Below are 22,532 nucleotides of genomic sequence, written 5' to 3' on the forward strand. Positions count from 1 at the left end.
TTTTGTTTGCGTACACCTATGGCTTTTCTTTTTGAAGGTCATTCAATTATTCTACTAACTCGTTTTGTTCCTCAAGCTCCTCGTTAGGATTAGGTTCCATTGTTTCCTGTTCATCTTCCTGTTCGCCTTGTTGCTCATCTTCCTCTTCATCTGAAATCTCATCAATTGTCAATAATTCAATGGCTAGCGGTAATGCCGCGCCTCCAGCGTGCATGAATTCAAGTTGTATCATGCCGCTTTCTTTATCATCGATGACATAATCAATAATATTTGCAATTTCCGTCAATGGTTTTAGCGTTGGAATTAAATACACTTTGCCATCAATTTTGACAGCTCCATTATAAATGCCACCGCGGGCACCTGCTCTTACTCTAATAGTCTGTGAACTTCCTGTTTCATTAACAATTGGAATTTTCACGATATAAGAAGCACCGTAATGCCCTGGATTTTTAACCATTTCCTCTGGATCGCCTAATCCGTTTTCAGGGGTCATTAAATGGTCAGTAGCACCATTAGAAATTTGATAAGCTACAACTTCACTACCTGCTTTATAAACTGGCAATTCCGTCTCTAGTTGTGAACTTTTCCAAACACCTCGAGGGTGGCGGGCTGTTTGATCAATGGCAACTGGCTCTTCTAAAATCGTTGTGACATCTGTTCCATTTTTGCTTATAACCGTTCTAATTTTATAATGGAGTTGACCAGTTCCCGCTTTTTTCCTAACATAAAAGTCATACAGAAAACCTAGAGTATTCGCTTTTGGAACTTCAAAAGATTTTATAAGAATATTTTCTCCTTCCTTTACAACAGAACGTTCCATTTTCACAGAGGTCATTTTGCCACTTAAAGCTCGTTCAGCAATTGGCAAACCTACATCATAATTAACCCATCCATTAATTGTTTTTCGATTAATACCTTTTAGGTCGACAACTTCTATTTCATTCGTAGATGATAAATTTTCAATTGTAATGGCAATTGTAACAGGTTCATTGAACTCGTTAATATGCCATCCAAATACACGGTGATCGACTGCATTTTTCTCACTTTGCACTTCATCATGCCATAATGTTGCATTTTCTTCAGGTATAGTTCGTTCATTTAAATTTTCTGGGTTGTCACTAACCATGATCCTGCGGTTTCCAACAAACGTTGCACCATCAACATTAGTAGGCTTTGAAAACAATAATTCTTCTTTCTCTAAAAATTCATGTTTAAATTTTGCCGGATTAATATAAATATAGATTTCTCTTGTAACTGCATCATAATGTGAATACCCGCCAAATACTTTTGGAATAATACTGATTGGCATCACAAGCATATTTTCATATTCAAATATTGAGTTTGGTATTTCTATTAGTTCATTATCTATAAATGCGTAATTTTGATCTTTGAAAAGCTTAATCGTTGAATCATTCCAATAAATAGTAATTTCATTACCATTTCTTTCCCAAGTTAAATCCTCTGATACATTGTTTAACACTGCATCTAATGGAAGAAAAGTAACGCCATTTCGAACAATTCTCGCAAATGATCCAAAATCTACAACTTTATCATTTACATAAACTGGTGCTTCAATTTTTTCGTACGTCGTTTCTGGCAAAGTAATCGATATTTTTCTCAACTTTTCATCCCAAACGACTGTTCCATCAAAAGCTTCCCCTACAAAACGTAAAGGGACAAGTGTCCGGTTTTTATAAATCGTCGCTGAAACATCAAGCTTATAGTCTTCTCCATCAACTTGTGCAACATCTGAATCAATGGCTAATCGAATAAATCTTTCATTTTTTATAGCAGAAATAGTCTTCGTCTTTTCATCCCATTGAACATTCGCATCCATTGCTTCAAAGATTGCCCTTAGAGGCACTAATGTCCGTTCATCTTTAATAGCGGGTGGCACATCAAATTTTATAGGAGCATCATTAATAAAAATGCGTATATCTTTCATCTCTTTAATGGTTGACTCTGCGTGTACATTTGGTAAAAAGACACTTAATGCTAATGTGCTAGAAAGGATGCCTGTCATAATCTTTGTTTTCAATTCATCAACCCCTCCAAATTTCGATACTTACAACCCCTAGATTCTACCATTTTTTTGTTACAAAACAATGTCAAATAGATTAAAAGATTGGAAAAAATAAAAAAACCGTTGCTAAACAGCAACGATTGTTGTTAGCTTTGTATGTATATGGCGGAGGAAGAGGGATTCGAACCCCCGCGCGGTTTGACCCGCCTCTCGGTTTTCAAGACCGACCCCTTCAGCCAGACTTGGGTATTCCTCCATTTCAGACAATAAAAAATATATCATAGGAAATACTGATTGTCAAATTTCTTTGATAAAAAAATTTTTGTAGTAATTTGTCTAATCGACAAAGGAATTCCGAAATACCATTCTAGAATATTGGTCTATTCCTTTTTTCTCATCCATTATTTCGTTTCTCACAAATTATTTCTAAATACCTTTACAGATCGTACTTTTATCATGTCTTAATGTGTTACTCTTCCATGTTCTCATATTTTCATAATTGCTAAAGGGTTTCTCTTCGTGGATCCAATCATGGATGATAAGCTCCTCGATAAACATAATATAACCCAATCTTAGTTTTTTTAACGTACCAAAAATCACCTGCTGAACCTTTAAATTCATCTGGTACAAACCATTCGTATGGATCATACCCACTCACTCTGTACATATAACACTGATAGGAGTAGTCATAGCCTCTATCTTCAATACTAACAGTTAAACTTTGAATAGGATGCAAGCGTAACAATAAATTCAATCGTATGACAAATTCCGGTGAAAAACTCATGACTGTGAGGAATAAAAGTACAGTAGATATCATTAATAAAACTTTACTCTTCTTATTTTTAAACATTTTTTCCCCGTGTTTTTCCTGTAATTGGTACCATAAAAAGTTTGTAACACATGAATTCTACCAAAAAAAGGTAACTGTTTTTTTAAGGTAAGAATACTCATTTGTCAGCATAAAATTACAGATAAATGTATAGAAAAACAACATGTTATGCTTTCGTTTCTAAAAAATTTAGGGGGGAACAAACACGGTGATTGAAGGACATATCCAGTATAGCGAAGGGGAGTCACGATAAATTCCCATGTCATTTTCTGAAGTATCGTTAGTCTTTAGATAAGAATGGAGATTTAAAATCACAGTCAAATCTTGCGGTTTTTGCTATCCTCTAGACATTCAAATTGTCAAACTATCTTTCATGCACAAGGCAAAAATCGTGCAACATCTAGGATCCTTCACAAATATAAAGTAAAATTTGTATACGATAATGGGACTAAGGAGAAAAGGTGATCATAAAAATTGAAGGGCAGCCATATATCCCTATAGCAATGGCCACCCACAAACAAGTCTAAAGACATCTTAATCATTTTTCGGCTTAATTACTTCAATATTTCCCATATACGGTCTTAATATTTCTGGAATGATCACACTGCCATCTTCTTGTTGGTAGTTTTCCAAAATAGCCGCAACTGTACGGCCAATGGCAAGTCCTGAACCATTCAGTGTATGAACATGCTCTGGTTTCGCACCCTGTTCACGACGGAATCGAATATTAGCTCGTCGTGCTTGGAATGCTTCAAAATTACTGCATGAAGAAATCTCACGATAAGTGTTATAACTTGGAAGCCATACTTCAATATCATATTTTTTTGCTGCAGTAAAACCAAGATCTGCTGTACACATGCTCATAACGCGGTAAGGAAGCCCTAAGAGCTGTAAAATTTTCTCTGCATGGCCAGTCAATTTTTCCAATTCCTCATAAGAATCTTCAGGTTTTACAAAACGAACAAGTTCGACTTTATTAAATTGATGTTGGCGAATTAAACCGCGCGTATCACGGCCAGCAGAACCTGCTTCAGAACGGAAACAAGCGCTATAACCGCAATAAGCAATTGGCAAATCATTAGCATCCAAAATTTCATCGCGATGTAAATTTGTTACTGGAACTTCTGCAGTTGGGATTAAGAAGTAATCTTCATTGTCAATTTTAAAAGCATCTTCCTCAAATTTCGGCAATTGTCCGGTTCCGGTCATGCTATCACGGTTTACGATATAAGGCGGGATCACTTCCTCATAACCATGGTGTTCGGAATGATAATCCATCATAAAATTGATAAGTGCGCGCTCCAAACGAGCACCTAACCCTTTATAAAAAACAAAGCGGCTGCCAGTCACTTTTGCTGCTCGTTCAAAATCTAATATACCAAGTTCATTCGCAATATCCCAATGAGGTTTTGGATCAAAAGCAAATTGGCGAATTTCTCCCCATTTGCGTACTTCGACATTATCATCTTCAGACTCTCCTACAGGCACTGTTTCATGAGGAATATTCGGGATGGATAATAATAGTTTCTGCAATGACTCCTCAACAACACGAAGCTCGTCATCAATAACTTTAATACGATCGCCAACTTCTCTCATTTCCACAATCAAATGATCGGCATCTTTCTTTTCTCTTTTTAATACAGAAATTTGTTTAGAAACTTCATTCCGTTTGTTTTTTAACATTTCTCCTTCTGCAATAAGTTCGCGCCGTCTGACATCTAACTCACCAAAGCGATCCAAATCACCTAAATCTTCGCCACGAAATTTCAGTTTTTCTTTAATTTCCGCAAAATTTTCACGTAGAAATTTCATATCAAGCATATTCATTACCTCCTCTTTTTTTTAAAATAAAAAACTCCCGTCCCTATAAATAGGGACGAGAGTATACCCGCGTTGCCACCCTGATTGAAAAAAGCATAGCTTTTTTCCACTCACTATGATAACGGTTGTTAAACCGAAAGTATTTACTAAGCTCGAAAGCTGTTCCATACTTTGCTCAGGGATGGATTCACAAGAGGCTTTTATCGGTTTGCACCAACCACCGACTCTCTTAAAAAAGCTTTCTTGCTACTAGTTCCCATCAACGCTGTTCTTTATTAAACTTGCCGTTCTGTTATATTAATCATTACACTATCATTTTACCACAATTTCTCTGCTATTATACAGCTAATTTTTCTTTTGCTTCTTTAACCATTTTAACAAAATATTGAGCCATACGGTGGTCATCAGTTAATTCCGGATGGAAAGAACAAGCGAGGTAATGGCCTTGTCGTACTGCAACAATTTTGTCATGGTGTTTGCAAATAATTTCAACATCATTGCCGACTTCAAGAATTCTAGGTGCTCGGATGAAAACACCAATAAAATCATCGGCAATATCAGTGATCGTCAAGCTTGCTTCAAAACTGTCTACTTGACGGCCAAAAGCATTGCGCTCAACGGTCATATCAATTAATCCTAAATGAGCATCTTCTTGTCCGGCAATTTTCGTAGCCATTAAAATCAAACCGGCGCAAGTTCCCCAAATTGGCTTTCCGCTTTCGCCAAATTTTTTTAATGGCTCGAAAAATCCGTATTTATCGATTAATCGTCTCATGGTCGTGCTTTCTCCACCAGGGAGTATAAGACCATCGATGTCTTGCAATTGTTCAACTTTTTTAATTGCCACTGCCTCGGCACCAACAGCTTCTATTGCTTGTATATGCTCTCTTACAGCCCCTTGCAGAGCTAAAACCCCTATTTTAACCATGTAGCATAGCCCCTTTTGTTGTCGCAAAAATAAAAAAATAAATAATACAATCTAACAGGATTAGATCTGGCCAGCTCAACCGACCAGCGACTCCGCAAACTTCAGACTTCTCCACTACGATAAGTCAACATCTGCTCGTTTCCTCGCAGTGTTTCCTTTATCTCATTGCGAAGTCTTCCAGTTTGTACGTCGCTAAACGGTCGCTTCCGCTTTATTTGTCCAGCTCCAGTCACCAGCGCCTTACGAGACTTCCTTCACCTCCGTACGATAAGTCAACATCTGCTCGTCCCTCGCAGTGTTTCCTTTATCTCCTCCGGCTCAGTCCAGTCTTATCGGCGCTAAACGGTCGCTTCCGCTTTTCTAATTACCAGCCGCGTTCTTGCATGCGTTCGCTTGGTTGTAATGATGAAATTTCAATACCTTTCATTGCTGTACCTAATCCTTTAGAAAGCTCAGCAATTAATGCGTAGTCTTCATAGTGTGTAGTAGCTTCTACAATAGCACGTGCAAACTTTTCTGGATTTTCAGATTTAAAAATACCTGATCCTACAAATACACCATCTGCTCCTAAGTGCATCATTAATGCTGCATCTGCTGGTGTTGCAACACCGCCGGCTGCAAAGTTAACAACTGGAAGTTTTCCTTCACGTTTCACTTGAAGCACAAGTTCATATGGAGCTTGAATATTTTTTGCATAAGCCATTAATTCATCTTCAGACATTGAAACAACTTGACGAATTTGTGATTGAACCATACGCATATGGCGAACAGCTTCTACAATATTTCCCGTTCCAGGTTCGCCTTTTGTACGAAGCATAGATGCACCTTCACCAATACGGCGTAATGCTTCACCTAAATCACGGCAACCGCACACAAATGGTACTGTAAATTCACGTTTATTAATATGAAATACTTCGTCAGCAGGTGTTAAAACTTCACTTTCATCAATATAGTCTACGCCCAAAGATTCCAATACACGAGCTTCTACATAATGACCGATCCGAGCTTTTGCCATAACAGGAATTGACACAGCGTTCATAACTTCTTCAATAATTGTTGGATCTGCCATACGCGCAACACCGCCAGCTGCACGAATATCTGCTGGTACGCGCTCGAGAGCCATAACAGCAACCGCTCCTGCAGCTTCAGCAATTTTAGCTTGTTCCGCATTGACAACGTCCATAATAACGCCGCCTTTTTGCATTTCCGCCATTCCACGTTTTACACGTTCTGTTCCAACATTTTGAGACATTTTTACAATTCCTCCTACATATATGTAATTATTCATGATTAACTTTTTTTATTTTATCATGCACAAAAGATGGCCTGTCCATTATTTTAACCTAAAATTCTTGAAATTCCTATTTTTATTTGAAAAAAAATAGAAAAAAATCCATAAAATCAACTAGGAATACTTATATATTCTTCGTTGATTTTATAGATTCAATAAAATAGATTATTTTTTTATTTAAAACAAGCCTTTAATTCCGCTTGCTACACTACTCCAAATATCTACAAAAAATCCACCAATAGCCCTCATTGATAAGACAAACCAATTTGCTTTTTCGACTTTTGCCTGAGTTACTACATCGACTGTTTCATGAAGACCACCGTCGTCAAATAAATATCCAAAATTATTTTCACCTTTGTATTCATATGTTAAATATCCGACCTTTTGGCCTTTTTTAACCGGTGCCACTAAAGTGCCATCTTTAGAAAGTGCTTTTTCATCTAAAATAAGCTTTGGTTCGTAAAGCTCCTCTTCATTGACTTTAATAACCGTTGTTAGCGGCTCTTTAGCAGCAATTTCAACTTCATGCTCTTTTCCTTTAGTGACCTTTAATGTACTTTGTTTTTTCAGTTGATAGCCCTCTGGAAACAGCTCTTTTTCTACAAAATTGCTAAATCCATAGTCAAATAGTTTTTTCGTTTCTTCAAAACGTGCATATTGTGACTTCGTGCGCATGACAACACTAATTAAACGCATTCCATTGCGGACAGCTGTTCCAGTAAAGCAATAGCCAGCAAGTTCTGTAGAACCAGTTTTCAAACCATCAACGCCTTGATATGCAAACTGCTGCAAATAACCAGGAATGTCAGGCAACATCGCATTCCAGTTCAACATCGTAATTCCTTCGCCATCGATTCCTTTTGTAAATTTCTTTACAGGAATGCTCGCTGTTTCTAATACTTCAGGGTAATCATTGATCAAATGGTAGGCAAGTGTAGCTGTCGCACGGGCTGACATCATATTTTCTTCTGTTTCGCCTGTCCCTTTCGGATGCATCCCTAATAAATCTTTATTATTTAAGCCTGTTGAATTCACAAACTTAAAATCTTTCATTCCAAGCTCTTTTGCTTTGTCATTCATCATTTTAACGAAATTAGTTTCTGATCCAGCAATTGTTTCCGCAAGGGCAATCGTTGAACCATTAGCTGAATAAATCGCCATTGATTCATAAAGCTCTTTTACTGTATATTTTATATCTTTCCTAAGTGGTACATTTGATAGACTACGATTTTGTGAGATTTTATATACATAATCAGAAATAGATACTTCTTGATCCCAGCTTACTTTTTTCTGATGGATAGCCTCTAATAATAAATACTCTGTCATCATTTTTGACATACTTGCTGGAGGTAATGTTTGATCGGCATTTAGTTCATATAATATTTTTCCGGATTTGGCATCAATTAAAATTGCTGCTTCCGCTTCTAGTCCAAGCTCTACTGCGCTCGCTTTTGTCGGAAAATTGGCAAAGAATGTTGTAAATATTAGCATTACAAGCAAGCTATATAGAACACATTTGTTTCTAAGATGTTTGTTCAACTTAATTCCCTCCAGTACTTAATCCCATGCTTATTAAAACAAAGTTTCCACTCCATCGGCTATTCTATCAAATTTAAGAACAAAAAAACAGAGGAAAAGCTCCTCTGTTTCCAAAAGTAGGTTGGTATTTTTTTCTACATCAATACGAACCTTGATATTCCTATTCTTTTAAACAGAATAGTTTGGCGCTTCTTTTGTTATTTGCACATCATGTGGATGGCTTTCTCTTAAACCAGCGCCTGTCATACGGATAAACTGCCCATTTTCTCTTAATGTTTCTAAGTCTTTTGCACCACAATAACCCATGCCGGAGCGCAATCCACCTACTAATTGGTACACTATATCAGCTAGAGGTCCTTTATATGGCACACGACCTTCAATTCCTTCAGGAACAAATTTTTGATTGTCTTCTTGGAAATAGCGATCTTTGCTTCCACGTTCCATCGCACCAACAGAACCCATGCCGCGATAAACTTTAAAGCGGCGGCCTTGATAAATTTCAGTTTCTCCTGGGCTTTCAGTTGTTCCGGCAAAAATGCTGCCTAGCATAACTGCATTGGCACCAGCAGCGATTGCTTTAACAATATCGCCAGAATATTTAATACCACCATCTCCAATGATTGGAACACCGTATTTTCTTGCTTCCGTTGCACAGTCATAAATGGCTGTAATTTGCGGTACACCTACACCGGCAACTACACGGGTTGTACAAATGGAACCAGGACCAATGCCGACTTTAATAATATTCGCACCCGCTTCAATTAAATCTCTCGTTGCTTCACCGGTTGCTACATTACCTGCAATAATATTTAAATCAGGGTAAGCTGCTCGAATTTCACGTACTTTATTAATAACACCTTCCGAATGGCCATGGGCAGTATCAACGACGATTACGTCAACGCCTGCTTTTACTAACGCCTCTACGCGAAGCATCGTATCTGCAGTAACACCTACAGCAGCGCCAACTAATAAACGTCCATGACGGTCTTTTGCTGAATTCGGGAATTCAATAACTTTTTCAATATCTTTGATCGTAATTAAACCTTTTAAAGTTCCGTCATCATCAACTAAAGGAAGTTTTTCAATTTTGTATTTTTGCAAAATTTTCTCTGCTTGTTCAAGCGTTGTTCCTACGGGAGCCGTAACTAAATTTTCTTTTGTCATTACATCAGAGATTTTTATCGAATAATCTTGGATAAAGCGAAGATCGCGATTTGTTAAAATACCGACCAATTTTAAATCATTTTCATTATTTACGATCGGTACACCAGAAATTCGATATTTTCCCATTAAATGTTCAGCATCATATACTTGATGTTCAGGTGTTAGGTAAAATGGATTCGTAATAACGCCGCTTTCTGACCGTTTGACTTTATCGACTTGGTCCGCTTGCTCTTCGATTGACATGTTTTTATGGATAATGCCCAAGCCCCCTTGTCGAGCAATGGCAATAGCCAATTCAGCTTCCGTCACAGTGTCCATTCCCGCACTAATGAGAGGAATGTTTAATTTCAATGTTTCTGAAAGCTCAGTTCTTACATCAACATCTTTTGGCAATACTGAAGACCGCGCAGGAATTAACAAAACATCATCAAACGTTAATCCTTCCTTGCTAAATTTGGTTTCCCACATCGTATAATCTTCTCCCTTATTTGATTTTTCGTGAAAATTTATTAGTAGCTTAACAATTGGACACAATACTGTCAAGGAAACGACAAAGCTTTCGGAAGATTGAATATATTAAGCGCTTGCATTTGTTTTGGGGGTGTCAATTTGAATGTATAATCAAGAAATAATTTGGAACTCTTTGTCCATCTTTTATTCTTCGATCAATGCTCAAAAATATTTGCTTCACTGTTATCAAAAATTGGGCATGGAGGATGCTGAGAAAAAAAGTTATGAAAACTGCTATCCATTTATTTATTATTTAGATCATGGAAAAAGTTATTACCAACTTGCAAATCAAGCGCCATTTTCAATCAAGCCAATACTATTATTTTATGGAATGGTGCAACTTTTAAAAGCATGTCTATTAACCGTTGATCCTGCCTATCCTGAATCATCAACTGTTCTTGCTCATGGTGTGACGACAAGAAAAAGAAAAAAAAGAAACTACGAATTTTTAAAAGATGAAGTAAAAATTCAAAAAAATGGGTTATTTCCCCAGCTTGCCATCAAAATGTTTCACATGAAACAAAATCTTGATGCAGAAAAATATACAATGGAATTTCTATTGGCTAGAATTCCGGAGTTAAACCATATTTTCCAAACAACTTTTGATAAAATGCAAAGTTATAAAATTGCTCGTCTGCATGATATGGAAATGCACATCCCAATGGATATGTTAGACCATTTACATATGACATCGGATCGTTTTCATACTTTTTTAAAACAAGTTTTGCCGATAGATTTCCAAATCATTGAAAACAAAAATAGTGAAAAATTTCAAATTCAATTGAGTAAACCTTTGAACGTAAATGAAGTTTCACCGCTTCAAGTTAATTGTTTTGAACAAACAATCCATATACCAATAGAGAAAAAACAATTTTTCTTTTTCCCGGAAATGATGACCCATTATTTACTTCTTTACAATTTAAGCATGATTGCAAGGTATGAAACAGAATGGTGGAGCGAGCTTCTTTACAGTTTTGACAGCCTTGATTATCCGTTTATTCATCAATTTTTACATGTAACAGCAATAAAAGTTCCTTTTCTCATTAACGACTATTTGCAACAAAAAAAGGTTGCCTTATAAGTGTCGGCATTTAAATCTTCCGTTTGAATCACTTTTAAATGCCGACAATTTTGGGCAACCGTTTCATTTATAATACTTCTTCAATATATAGATCACGATTATGAATTAGATAAATAATCTCTCCTGATTCAATCAATCGGACCATCGGTCTTGTTGGAGACGACTGTTCAATAAATACGATTTCTCCAATCTTATTATTAGACAATCGTACTTTCGTCCCCGTCGTAAAGTTCGTCATTAATTCTGTCAATGCTTGAACTACTTTTCCATCAAATTTGCCGAACTGATCTTGTAAAATAAATTCTAATGCTTTAAATGGCGATTGCTTTTTTTTGTTATGCTGTTCTGATGTCACCGAATAGTATACATCGCTAACCGCAATAATACGCTCATAAATCGATAAATAATCTCCACTAATGCCATTCGGATAACCGCTGCCATCAATTCGTTCATGATGTTTATAAACGGCTTTTTTTACTTCATCTTTAAGCAAATTTATATTTTTGATCATCATAAAACTATAAACGGGATGCTTCTTTAATTCATCAATTTCTTCTAGCGTAAGCACACCCTTTTTAGTAATAATTTTTGGATTGATTTTTGCCATGCCGGCATCACATAAAGCGCCTGCTAAACCTATTTGAATACAGTCACCCTTCGGTAAATTAAGAGTTTTTGCCAATACAGCCGACAGGGCCGCTATATTAATGGAATGATGGTATAAAAAATTGTCTGCATTTGAATAATGGTGGAGAGTGAATAACACTCTTGGCATTTTTAAAGCTTCTTCAATAACAGGAACGATGACAGTCCGCAAGGCTGGCATATCAATAGAGATTCCGGACTGCCATCTTTGAAAAAACTTTTTATAACTATAGACAGCTTTTAAATAAAGCTCAATAAAACTAGGATTAAACTCCTGAATTTCTTCATCCTTGGCTATAGCTATATCAGCTTCCAATACTTGATCTGGCTTAAAAGGCTCCCCTGTGGCGAGAATGGGCTCAACGTGAACTTCTTTAATTAAAAAAGCTTTAATAATTTCCAATGTTTCAGCTGATAACACTGTTTTTCTCGGAACAATTGGAAAATTGGTTAGCGAAAAGACATCTTTCTCAAGAATACAACCTTCCTTTAGTTGATTAGGATGTACCTTCATAAATGTTCACCTTTATTCAGAAATATCATCTTGATTTGAAGTTGCATCTTGATTGTCCTCTTCAGTTGAACGTTCCACAATGGCAACAGTTGAAACGACTTCATTTTCATCAAGGCGCATTAATTTAACTCCTTGTGTATTCCGTCCGGTCACTGATATCGAATCAACAGGTATACGAATGATTATGCCGCTTTCAGTAATAACCATTAAATCTTCATCGCCTGTCACCGCTTTAACAGCTGACAATGGACCATTTTTCTCAGTAATATTGCACGTTTTAATACCTTTGCCGCCGCGGCTTTGCATCCGGTACTCTGACAATGGCGTTCGTTTTCCATAGCCATTTTTCGTCACAACTAATACATCTTCATGACCTTCGATAATTTCCATGCCGATAACTTGATCGTCTTCATTGAGCGTCACGCCTTTTACACCAGTCGCTTGTCTGCTCATTGCACGGACATCCGTTTCATTAAAACGAATTAACATGCCGTTCATCGTACCGATCAAAATTTCTTTGCGGCCATCTGTCAGACCAACGGAAATCACTTCATCTCCTTCACGAAGATGCAATGCAATTAAACCGCCTTTTCGGATATGAGAGAATTGTGAAAGCTGTGACCGTTTGACAACCCCGTGTTTCGTTGCAAAGAATAAATACCAATCATCATGGAATTCCTCTATTGGAATAACAGCGTTAATCCATTCATCTTTATCAATTTCCAATAAATTAATAATTGGAATACCTTTTGCTGTTCGGCTATACTCAGGAATTTCATATCCTTTTAGGCGATAAACTTTCCCCTTATTGCTAAAAAATAAAATGGTGTTATGGGTTGAAGTTGAAAGCAAATGTTCGACGAAATCATCTTCATTTGTACCCATTCCCTGAACACCGCGTCCACCTCTTCTTTGGCTTTTATAGGTGGCAGATGGCAATCGCTTAATATAGCCATTATGAGTAAGAGAAATGACTACACTTTGTTCAGGAATTAAATCTTCATCGTCAATTTCGCCGAAGTTGCCAGAAATAATTTCAGTACGGCGTTCATCGTTAAATCTTTCTTTAATCTCTGTCAATTCTTCACGAATAATATCAAGAACCTTTTCTTCATCCGCCAAAATAGCTTTTAATTCAGCAATAAGTTTAATAAGCTCTTGATACTCTTCTTCAATTTTTTCCCGTTCCAAACCTGTTAGACGTTGCAAACGCATATCTAAAATCGCCTGCGCTTGCTTTTCCGTCAAATTAAATCGTTCCATTAATCCAGCTCGAGCAATATCAGTTGTTTGTGAACTGCGGATTAATGAAATAATTTCATCGATATGGTCAAGGGCAATTCTTAATCCTTCTAAAATATGAGCCCGCGCTTCCGCTTTTTTCAACTCGAATTCTGTTCTACGGCGAATGACAACGATTTGATGGTCAAGATAATGGCTTAACATTTGTTTTAAATTCAATACTTTTGGACGACCATCTACAAGCGCAAGCATATTAATGCCAAAGCTCGTTTGCAAAGCTGTTTGTTTGTACAAATTATTTAATAAAACATTCGCATTGGCATCACGCTTCACTTCAATAACAATTCGCATGCCATTGCGGTCAGATTCATCACGCAAATCGGAAATCCCTTCAATTTTCTTATCATGAACAAGCTCTGCAATTTTTTCAATGAGCTTTGCTTTATTAACTTGATATGGAATTTCTGTAATGATAATCGCTTGTTTGCCGTTTGGCTTTTCTTCGATCATTGATTTCGCGCGAATCGTAATTGAACCTTTTCCTGTTTCATAAGCGCGACGAATCCCGCTCCGGCCTAATATTTGACCGGCTGTTGGGAAATCAGGGCCAGGGATAATTTCCATTAATTCAGCAATCGTAATATCACGGTTTCGACTAAGTGCTAAAATTCCATCAATGACTTCGCCTAGTTGGTGCGGCGGAATATTCGTAGCCATACCTACAGCAATCCCGGAAGCACCATTAACCATTAAATTCGGAAACCTTGCCGGCAAAACGACAGGTTCTTTTTCCGATCCATCATAGTTGTCTTGAAAATCAATTGTATCTTTATTGATGTCGCGGACCATTTCCATTGCAATTTTGGACATGCGCGCTTCTGTATAACGCATCGCTGCTGCCGGATCCCCATCGACAGAACCAAAGTTGCCATGGCCGTCCACCAACATATAGCGAATATTAAAATCTTGGGCCATCCGCACCATTGCTTCATATACTGCTGAGTCGCCATGTGGATGATATTTACCGATGACATCCCCAACAATACGGGCAGATTTTTTATGAGGTTTATCCGCATGATTGCCTAGTTCATTCATCGCATACAAAATTCGGCGGTGAACCGGTTTTAAGCCATCTCGAACATCCGGCAATGCACGGGATACGATAACGCTCATCGCATAATCTAAAAAGGATGTCTTCATTTCGGTACTCAAATTTACTTCTTGTATCGATTGACGTTCTTCTGGCATTCAGGCCCCTCCTCTCTATACATCTAGATTTTTAACATAACGGGCATTTTCTTGGATAAACTCACGTCTCGGTTCTACTTGATCGCCCATTAAAATTTCAAAAATTTGATCGGCTTCCATTGCATCTTGAAGATGAACTTGAAGCAATGTCCGATTTGCCGGGTCCATGGTTGTTTCCCATAACTGATCCGGATTCATTTCACCAAGACCTTTATACCGTTGAATTTGTGGTTTTGGCTGATCCGGCAATTCAGCTAATACTTTTTCTAATTCCCGGTCATTATAAGCGTAAACAATTTTTTTGCCTTGCGTAACTTTATATAAAGGTGGCTGGGCAATATAAACATAACCGTTTTCAATGATCGGTCTCATAAAACGATAGAAGAATGTTAACAATAGTGTACGAATATGGGCGCCGTCGACATCAGCGTCTGTCATAATGACAATCTTATGGTATCTAGCTTTTGTTATATCAAAATCTTCACCGATACCGGTGCCTAGCGCTGTAATGATCGTACGAATTTCATTATTTGACAAAATTTTATCAAGACGCGCTTTTTCAACGTTTAAAATTTTTCCGCGTAAAGGCAAGATCGCTTGGAAATGGCGGTCTCTTCCTGATTTTGCCGAACCGCCTGCTGAATCACCCTCCACAATATAAAGCTCACTAATTGAAGCATCACGTGAAGAGCAGTCGGCCAATTTCCCCGGCAAGCTGGAAATTTCAAGCCCACCTTTTCTGCGAGTTAATTCTCTTGCTTTTTTGGCAGCAATTCTCGCTCTTGAAGCCATTAAACCTTTTTCAACAATTTTTTTAGCAACAGATGGGTTTTCTAGTAAAAATTTTTCAAATTGTTCCGAGAAGATTGAATCAACAATCGCCCTTACTTCACTGTTTCCAAGCTTTGTTTTCGTCTGGCCTTCAAATTGCGGGTCCGGATGCTTAACAGAAATGATTGTCGTTAATCCTTCACGGACATCGTCACCGGTCAAATTTGGATCATTATCCTTGAAAATTCCGCTTTTTCTTGCATAGTCATTTATTACACGCGTTAAAGCTGCCTTAAAGCCAGCTTCATGTGTTCCGCCTTCATATGTATGAATATTGTTGGCGAAAGAATATATATTACTAACATAGCTGTCATTGTATTGCAACGCGATTTCTACCGTAATTCCGTCTTTTTCACCTATACAATAGACAGGCTCTTCATGAAGGACTTCGCGTGAACGGTTTAGATGTTCAACATAGGAAATAATACCGCCTTCATAGCACCAGCTTTGTTTTTTGCCTTCTGGACGCTTGTCTTCGATGCTGATCGTTAATCCACGGTTTAAAAAAGCTAACTCACGCAACCTGGTGGCTAAAATATCATAATCGTAAACGGTTGTTTCTTGGAAAATTTCCGGATCCGGACTAAAATGAACAATCGTTCCCGTTTGATCTGTTTCTCCAATAACAGTCAAGTCGCATGCAGGTACACCACGGTTATATTTTTGGTAATGGATTTTACCATCGCGGTGCACAAATACTTCGAGCTCTGTTGATAATGCATTAACGACTGATGCACCAACACCGTGCAAACCGCCGGAAACTTTATAACCGCCTCCGCCAAACTTACCGCCCGCATGAAGAACGGTCATGATGACTTCTACAGCCGGACGTCCCATTTTTTCATGAATCCCTACAGGAATGCCTCGGCCATTATCTTGAACGGTAATGCTATTATCTTCTTCAATGGTCACGTTGATTTCCGTACAATATCCTGCCAATGCTTCATCGATACTATTGTCGACAATTTCCCATACAAGATGATGAAGCCCGCGTGAACTAGTAGAGCCAATATACATACCAGGGCGTTTTCGAACGGCTTCTAAGCCTTCGAGCACCTGGATTTGATTTTCATCATAATTTTGTGCAACTACAGTTTGTTTTTCTTCCATGGCCACTAAAATCACCTTCACTTTCATAAATGTGATCGTCTTTTTAAAGTGCCTGCTCCAAGTGGTGATAGATAAACCGCACTTTTTGTAACAACGATCGATTTTGTCGTGCCCGCTGAAATTTCGACGATTTTATGTTTTTTTCTATTGTGCTCTACAAATTCTTTTAAAACTTCCGATTCTGCCAATAAATCATAGGAAATGATGGCTATAATCTCTTTGAGGCGTATCATAATATTTTCACCTAAATGAATAAACAAAGCAACGTTCCACCTTTTACTTAAATCTCTTTCGCCTCGCCGGCAGTAATAAAAAATTTAGCTGCTTTTTTCAAAGTTTCATGATCGATACCGTCCACACTTGTTGTCGTAACAAACGTTTGTACTTTATCTTGAATCGTATTTAATAAGTGGGATTGCCGATAATCATCCAATTCTGATAGGACATCATCCAAAAGCAAAATTGGATATTCTCCCACTTCTGATTTAATTAATTCAATTTCTGCGAGTTTCACAGATAAAGCTGTTGTCCGCTGTTGACCTTGCGACCCGTAAACTTGGACATCTTTTCCGTTGACAAAAAACTGCATGTCATCACGGTGAGGACCAGCCAATGTCAACCCTCGCTCTATTTCTTTTTCTTTCAGTTTTGCGAACTTTTCATAATATACTTCTACCATTTTTGACAAATCCATATCCTCTGATACATCAACCGAGGGATTATACTGAATTTTTAGCGACTCAAGCCCCCTTGAGATGCCATGGTGGATTTGTTCGGCCCATTTTTGCAGCATCTTGAGAAATTGAAATCTTCGTTCCGTTATTTTTACAGCAACATCTATTAGTTGGGATGTTAAAATATCGAGCATGATATTATTCTTATCCCAATCGTGGTGAAATTGTTTTAATAAATGGTTTCGCTGCTGCAAAATGTGTTGGTATTGGTTTAACTCATGCATATAAACAGGCGCAACTTGCCCAATTTCCATATCAATGAAACGGCGGCGAACCTGAGGACTTCCTTTAACGAGATTTAAATCCTCAGGTGCAAACATCACTGCATTCAGTGTTCCAATATAGCTGCTTAATTTTTTTTGCTCCAATGAATTTATTTTTGCTTTTTTCCCTTTTGAAGAAATAATAAACTCAAGGGATACAGATTGAGTCCTTTTATGGACCCTTCCTTCTATTTTAGCATATTCTTCATCCCATTTGATAAGTTCTTTATCTCTAGAAGTGCGATGGGACTTGGCGATGGCCAAAACGTAAATGCTTTCTAGTAAATTTGTTTTCCCTTGTGCATTTTCGCCGAGGATGACATTTACTTGATTTTCAAATTTCATAGTAGCTTTTTTATAGTTTCGGAAATTCGTTACTGTCAGTTCAGATAAAAACAAAAAAGGCACCCCCAACTGGGTTGTCATGCTTAATTAATAAAATTTTGCATGGCCAATCTGATGCTATTTGACATGCTAGTTAGTAAAATTAGAAACTACTTTAAAGTTTCCAATTCCTTTTATAATGACTTCATCATCATGGTATAATTTTTTTCCTCTCCGGTTTTCCGGAATTCCATTTACGAGCACTTCATTTTCATTTAAAAAAGATTTCACAGCCCCGCCTGTATCAATAACACCGGCCAGCTTTAATAATTGCCCCAATGTTATATTTTCCGTTGAAATGGAAACTTCTTTCATCATGGATGTCCCACCTTTTGTCGTTTTGCACGAATTTTGTCTTACTTTTATTTTACTAAATGTCAAAAGAAGATAAAAGAAAGCTGACAGGAACTTCCCTTTGTTTCCTGTTCAGCTTTCGATAAAAGTTCACACTTAATAAGTCCTTACAGGCAAAATAAGCTGGAGGATAGAGTCTTGATCAAGCGGCCGAATTAAAAACGGGCGCATCGCTCCTGTAAAACTTATTTTTACATCTGTTGCATCAAGGGCTTTTAAAGCGTCCATCATAAATTTCGCACTAAAGGAAATTTTAAGTTCTTCTCCTGAAAGAGATTCGCAAGGAACAAATTCTTCAACTTTACCTACTTCCGGCAAAATTGTCGAAATTTTAATTTGATTGTCTTCTTCATAAGTCGTTAGTTTTACAACGTTATTTTTTCCTTCTCTTGCAAGTAACGAGGCTCGGTCGATGGCTTGAAGGAATTCTTTCGCACTGATAATAATTTCAGTTTTAAAATCCATTGGAATAAGCTTTGTTGTATCTGGATAATTGCCTTCTAAAAGTCTTGAGAAAAATAGTAAGTATTTTGTTTTAAACAATATTTGATTTCCAGTAATCACTATATCAATCGTATCATTTTTCTCTTCTAATATTTTATTCAATTCATTCAAACTTTTGCCTGGAATAACAACACTTGAAAAGTTTTTTATCAGTCCGCTTTCAATCGGAGCTTTTCGCATCGCTAAACGGTGGCTGTCAGTAGCTACACAGATTAGTTCATCATTTTCAATGCGAAAATTTACACCGGTTAAAATTGGGCGTGATTCAGATGTTGATACGGCAAAAACGGTTTGTCGAATCATTTGTTTTAAAAGATCTATAGGCATTTGAAAAGCATGATGCTCGGAAATTTGCGGTAATTGAGGATATTCATCCGGATCCATCCCGATTAAATTGAATTCACTGCTTCCTGAAACAATTCTCGCTGATAAATTTTCTTGTATTTCAATATCAACGGTTTCACTTGGAAGCTTTTTAACGATTTCGCTAAAAAATTTAGCCTGTAATACTATACTTCCAGTTTTTCGAATATCCACATGTTGATAATCTTCTTCTTCAGCTGGAATGAAACTTTCAATAGATATGTCAGAGTTGCTTCCTGTTAAGGTAACTCCATCTTCAAGAGCCGTAATTTTAATCCCTGTTAAGATGGGAATCGTTGTTTTGGACGATACAGCTTTCATCACATCATTAACGGCCTCTACTAACTTATTTCTTTGAATCGTAAAATGCATTTTATGTAATGCCTCCTAATTTAGTAAATTTACCAATACGGTTGGCATAATATTTAGTTTATAAAAATAAAAATAAAGTAATACTAATAGTAGCCTCTGTGGATTTGTGGATAACTAAGTTGATAAAACAGTATAAGAGCCTATCCACATGTGGATAGACTGTCTATACATGCGTTTAAGTTATTCACAATGTCCATAGATGCTACATTTTTAATTTATCTTGTATCTCTTGGATTCTTCTCTGCAACTCAACATCTGTTTGTAACAGTTTTGAAATTTTTTCATGGGCATGAATGACCGTTGTATGATCTCGTCCACCAAATTCTTCTCCGATTTTTGGCAGGGATGAATCCGTGAGCTCCCGAGAAAGATACATTGCGATTTGACGTGGAAAGGCGACGGATTTCGTTCTTTTCTTCGCTTTAAAGTCTTCAAATTTCACATGATAAAATTCGCCAACAACACGTTGAATATCTTGAATAGTAATCACTTTTGGCTTTGTTCCCGGAATAATATCTTTCAGTGCTTCTTTGGCCAATTCAACATTTATGTCTTTGTTAATTAAAGAAGAATATGCAACAACACGAATGAGCGCACCTTCCAGCTCGCGAATGTTTGTATCAATTTGATTCGCGATATAGATCATCACTTCATTAGAAATGTCTAAACCTTCTGCTTTCGCTTTTTTTCGTAAGATTGCAATTCTAGTTTCCAAATCAGGTGGAGCAATATCAGTAATTAAGCCCCATTCAAACCTTGAACGCAAGCGGTCTTCAAGCGTCGGTATTTCTTTCGGAGGGCGGTCGCTGGAAATAACAATTTGTTTGCTTTCCTCATGCAGAGTATTAAAAGTATGGAAAAATTCTTCTTGAGTTGATTCTTTTCCGGCCAAAAATTGAATATCATCTATTAGCAAAACGTCGACTTTACGATATTTATTGCGAAAATCAATTGCTTTATTGTCGCGGATCGAGTTAATAAATTCATTGGTAAATTTTTCTGATGAAAGGTAAACGACTTTTGCATTCGGATTATGTTCAAGTACATAATGGCCAATGGCATGCATTAGGTGTGTTTTGCCGAGTCCGACCCCTCCGTAAATAAACAAAGGGTTATAAGCTTTTGCTGGTGCTTCTGCTACTGCTAATGAAGCAGCATGGGCAAAACGGTTGCCGGCACCAATGACAAACGTATCGAACGTATATTTGGGATTCAGCATACTTTGGGGCATTTCTTCAAATTGTTCTTCTGTTTTTTTCTTTTTGGACTTGTTTTCAAAAATTAGTTCATCTTCTTGCTTAGATTGTGGGATTACAAATTTAATTTCTAGCTCTGCCCCAGTAATATCAAAAATTGTGTCAGCAATTAATTTGGAATAGCGGGATTCAAGCCAATCTCTTGCAAAATCATTTGGTGCAGTGATCACTAATGTATCGTTCGTTAGTGAGTGGGCTTTTGTTGATTTTAACCAAGTTTCAAAGCTTGGTTTGCTTAATTTTGTTTGAATTGCTTCCAAAGCCTTGGTCCATAAATCAGAGATATTTTCCATTATAGACCAGCTCCCTCCTTAAAATTGTTAGTTCTAAAAAAATGAAGGAGGGCATAAAAAACTTACAAATTCGCTTTTGTACACCCTCGGCTATCATGAAATGAATATTAATGCATAATTATAAGATCAATGTATAGCATTGTATAAATATTAATTCCACAACATATATGGATAAATATATTATATAGTAGAAAAACAATAAATCGACGTTTTGCACAAAGATGTGAAAAATATTTCCCACAGCTGTTAATATTTATATTCACACCTTATCCACAGTTGTGGATAAATTATTTTATACACAACAGGAAAACACAAATATAATATCAAAAAAAACCTTATAATGCAACGGGGTTTATCGATTTATCCACAACCACCATACCTTGTGGATTCAAGTTATCAACAGCACTATATTTTGTGAAAAGGTTGTAGATAACTAGTGAATAATGCAAAAAAATGTCGAAAAAAAATATCCACATGTGTAAGGCTATGAATGATTAATGAATGATTGTTTGAAAATAAATTTATGGGAAATTTTTTGATCGCAGAAGTAAAATGAAGATGAAAAATTTGCTGGACATTGACAATTTTTATTTTTTTGCCTTATACTTAAAAAGACTGTCTTTAAGAGTTTTTCCTCAGGGAGGTGCAAATATATGAAACGTACTTATCAACCAAATAAACGTAAATATAAAAAGGTACATGGTTTTCGCGCGCGCATGAGCACGAAAAATGGACGTAATGTTTTAGCTCGTCGCCGTCGAAAAGGAAGAAAAGTATTATCAGCTTAGGCCACTGAATACATCAGTGGTTTTTTTAATAGAAAGACAAAGTTTGAAAAGCAATTCTCCGGAGTGAATGTATGTGAATAAACGGAATAGAATTAAAAAGAATGAAGAATTTCAAGCTGTTTTTAATAAAGGGACATCGGTAGCCAATCGACAATTTGTCATATATATGCTTGAAAAAGAAGATCAGCAGGAAATGAGGATCGGTTTGTCAGTAAGCAGAAAAATTGGCAAGGCAGTTGTTAGAAATCAAATCAAAAGATATATAAGACAAACGTTTATTGATTTGAAAAATGTATTAAAACAGAATATGGATTATATCATTATTGCACGCAAACCAGCTGCTGGCTTAGACTATCATGAAACGAAAAAAAGTTTGATCCATGTATTAAAAATAGGTAAAGCTTTTACACAAAAGATTTAAGAGAAACATCAATGAGTTCACACG

Annotated in this window: 18 protein-coding genes, 1 tRNA gene and 1 other annotated feature; of the genes, 3 read left to right on the forward strand and 16 right to left on the reverse strand. The window is 36.9% G+C overall.

Annotated features, from left to right (window positions below; genetic code table 11):
- Nucleotides 1-46: 46 nt before the first annotated feature.
- The 8 genes from HR057_RS11290 to guaB all read right to left on the reverse strand — a co-directional run bounded on the left by HR057_RS11290 (nucleotide 47) and on the right by guaB (nucleotide 10,063).
- Nucleotides 47-2,038 (reverse strand): stalk domain-containing protein, encoded by a 1,992-nt coding sequence (locus tag HR057_RS11290; protein WP_173731546.1) that lies wholly within the window; start codon nucleotides 2,036-2,038, stop codon nucleotides 47-49.
- Between the two features lie 148 nt (nucleotides 2,039-2,186).
- A tRNA-Ser gene (locus HR057_RS11295) sits at nucleotides 2,187-2,279 on the reverse strand.
- 273 nt (nucleotides 2,280-2,552) lie between these two features.
- On the reverse strand, nucleotides 2,553-2,840 hold the full coding sequence (locus HR057_RS11300; protein WP_173731547.1) for a hypothetical protein: 288 nt from the start codon (nucleotides 2,838-2,840) through the stop codon (nucleotides 2,553-2,555).
- Nucleotides 2,841-3,386: 546 nt separating this feature from the next.
- Entirely contained in the window at nucleotides 3,387-4,673 is a 1,287-nt protein-coding gene (gene serS, locus HR057_RS11305; protein WP_173731548.1) for a serine--tRNA ligase, read from the reverse strand.
- Between the two features lie 48 nt (nucleotides 4,674-4,721).
- Nucleotides 4,722-4,945 (reverse strand) — a binding site (T-box leader).
- 65 nt (nucleotides 4,946-5,010) lie between these two features.
- Nucleotides 5,011-5,601: a pyridoxal 5'-phosphate synthase glutaminase subunit PdxT gene (gene pdxT, locus HR057_RS11310; protein ID WP_173731549.1), complete on the reverse strand. Its 591-nt coding sequence runs from the start codon at nucleotides 5,599-5,601 to the stop codon at nucleotides 5,011-5,013.
- A 364-nt stretch (nucleotides 5,602-5,965) separates the two neighbouring features.
- Nucleotides 5,966-6,853, reverse strand: a complete 888-nt coding sequence (gene pdxS / locus HR057_RS11315; protein WP_173731550.1) for a pyridoxal 5'-phosphate synthase lyase subunit PdxS — start codon at nucleotides 6,851-6,853, stop codon at nucleotides 5,966-5,968.
- A gap of 216 nt (nucleotides 6,854-7,069) precedes the next feature.
- The gene (locus tag HR057_RS11320; RefSeq protein WP_173731607.1) at nucleotides 7,070-8,383 is read right to left on the reverse strand and encodes a serine hydrolase; all 1,314 of its coding nucleotides are present in this window, start codon (nucleotides 8,381-8,383) and stop codon (nucleotides 7,070-7,072) included.
- A 216-nt stretch (nucleotides 8,384-8,599) separates the two neighbouring features.
- The gene (gene guaB, locus HR057_RS11325; protein WP_173731551.1) at nucleotides 8,600-10,063 is read right to left on the reverse strand and encodes an IMP dehydrogenase; all 1,464 of its coding nucleotides are present in this window, start codon (nucleotides 10,061-10,063) and stop codon (nucleotides 8,600-8,602) included.
- Between the two features lie 145 nt (nucleotides 10,064-10,208).
- On the opposite strand from guaB, the gene HR057_RS11330 reads away from it, so the two are divergent.
- Nucleotides 10,209-11,186: a YaaC family protein gene (locus HR057_RS11330; RefSeq protein WP_173731552.1), complete on the forward strand. Its 978-nt coding sequence runs from the start codon at nucleotides 10,209-10,211 to the stop codon at nucleotides 11,184-11,186.
- A 67-nt stretch (nucleotides 11,187-11,253) separates the two neighbouring features.
- Here HR057_RS11330 and HR057_RS11335 read toward each other — a convergent pair whose 3' ends face one another.
- The 8 genes from HR057_RS11335 to dnaA all read right to left on the reverse strand — a co-directional run bounded on the left by HR057_RS11335 (nucleotide 11,254) and on the right by dnaA (nucleotide 21,299).
- The gene (locus HR057_RS11335) at nucleotides 11,254-12,345 is read right to left on the reverse strand and encodes an HD-GYP domain-containing protein (protein ID WP_173731553.1); all 1,092 of its coding nucleotides are present in this window, start codon (nucleotides 12,343-12,345) and stop codon (nucleotides 11,254-11,256) included.
- A gap of 12 nt (nucleotides 12,346-12,357) precedes the next feature.
- Complete coding sequence (gene gyrA, locus HR057_RS11340) at nucleotides 12,358-14,835, reverse strand: DNA gyrase subunit A (protein WP_173731554.1); 2,478 nt, start codon at nucleotides 14,833-14,835, stop codon at nucleotides 12,358-12,360.
- Between the two features lie 15 nt (nucleotides 14,836-14,850).
- Entirely contained in the window at nucleotides 14,851-16,776 is a 1,926-nt protein-coding gene (gene gyrB / locus HR057_RS11345) for a DNA topoisomerase (ATP-hydrolyzing) subunit B (RefSeq protein WP_173731555.1), read from the reverse strand.
- A gap of 23 nt (nucleotides 16,777-16,799) precedes the next feature.
- Nucleotides 16,800-17,036 carry an extracellular matrix regulator RemB gene (gene remB / locus HR057_RS11350; RefSeq protein ID WP_173731556.1) on the reverse strand — a complete coding sequence of 79 codons (237 nt, stop codon included), beginning with the start codon at nucleotides 17,034-17,036 and terminating at the stop codon, nucleotides 16,800-16,802.
- A gap of 20 nt (nucleotides 17,037-17,056) precedes the next feature.
- Nucleotides 17,057-18,172 carry a DNA replication/repair protein RecF gene (gene recF / locus HR057_RS11355; protein WP_173731557.1) on the reverse strand — a complete coding sequence of 372 codons (1,116 nt, stop codon included), beginning with the start codon at nucleotides 18,170-18,172 and terminating at the stop codon, nucleotides 17,057-17,059.
- Nucleotides 18,173-18,247: 75 nt separating this feature from the next.
- The gene (gene yaaA / locus HR057_RS11360) at nucleotides 18,248-18,472 is read right to left on the reverse strand and encodes a S4 domain-containing protein YaaA (protein ID WP_173731608.1); all 225 of its coding nucleotides are present in this window, start codon (nucleotides 18,470-18,472) and stop codon (nucleotides 18,248-18,250) included.
- 135 nt (nucleotides 18,473-18,607) lie between these two features.
- On the reverse strand, nucleotides 18,608-19,750 hold the full coding sequence (dnaN, locus tag HR057_RS11365) for a DNA polymerase III subunit beta (protein WP_173731558.1): 1,143 nt from the start codon (nucleotides 19,748-19,750) through the stop codon (nucleotides 18,608-18,610).
- Nucleotides 19,751-19,952: 202 nt separating this feature from the next.
- Complete coding sequence (dnaA, locus tag HR057_RS11370) at nucleotides 19,953-21,299, reverse strand: chromosomal replication initiator protein DnaA (protein WP_173731559.1); 1,347 nt, start codon at nucleotides 21,297-21,299, stop codon at nucleotides 19,953-19,955.
- 653 nt (nucleotides 21,300-21,952) lie between these two features.
- On the opposite strand from dnaA, the gene rpmH reads away from it, so the two are divergent.
- Together rpmH and rnpA are read left to right on the forward strand one after the other, a co-directional pair.
- On the forward strand, nucleotides 21,953-22,087 hold the full coding sequence (rpmH, locus tag HR057_RS11375; RefSeq protein ID WP_173731560.1) for a 50S ribosomal protein L34: 135 nt from the start codon (nucleotides 21,953-21,955) through the stop codon (nucleotides 22,085-22,087).
- A 73-nt stretch (nucleotides 22,088-22,160) separates the two neighbouring features.
- Complete coding sequence (gene rnpA / locus HR057_RS11380; protein WP_173731561.1) at nucleotides 22,161-22,508, forward strand: ribonuclease P protein component; 348 nt, start codon at nucleotides 22,161-22,163, stop codon at nucleotides 22,506-22,508.
- Nucleotides 22,509-22,532: the final 24 nt, after the last annotated feature.

This window comes from Calidifontibacillus erzurumensis, from assembly GCF_013303125.1.
Classification (GTDB): domain Bacteria; phylum Bacillota; class Bacilli; order Bacillales; family Bacillaceae_J; genus Calidifontibacillus; species Calidifontibacillus erzurumensis.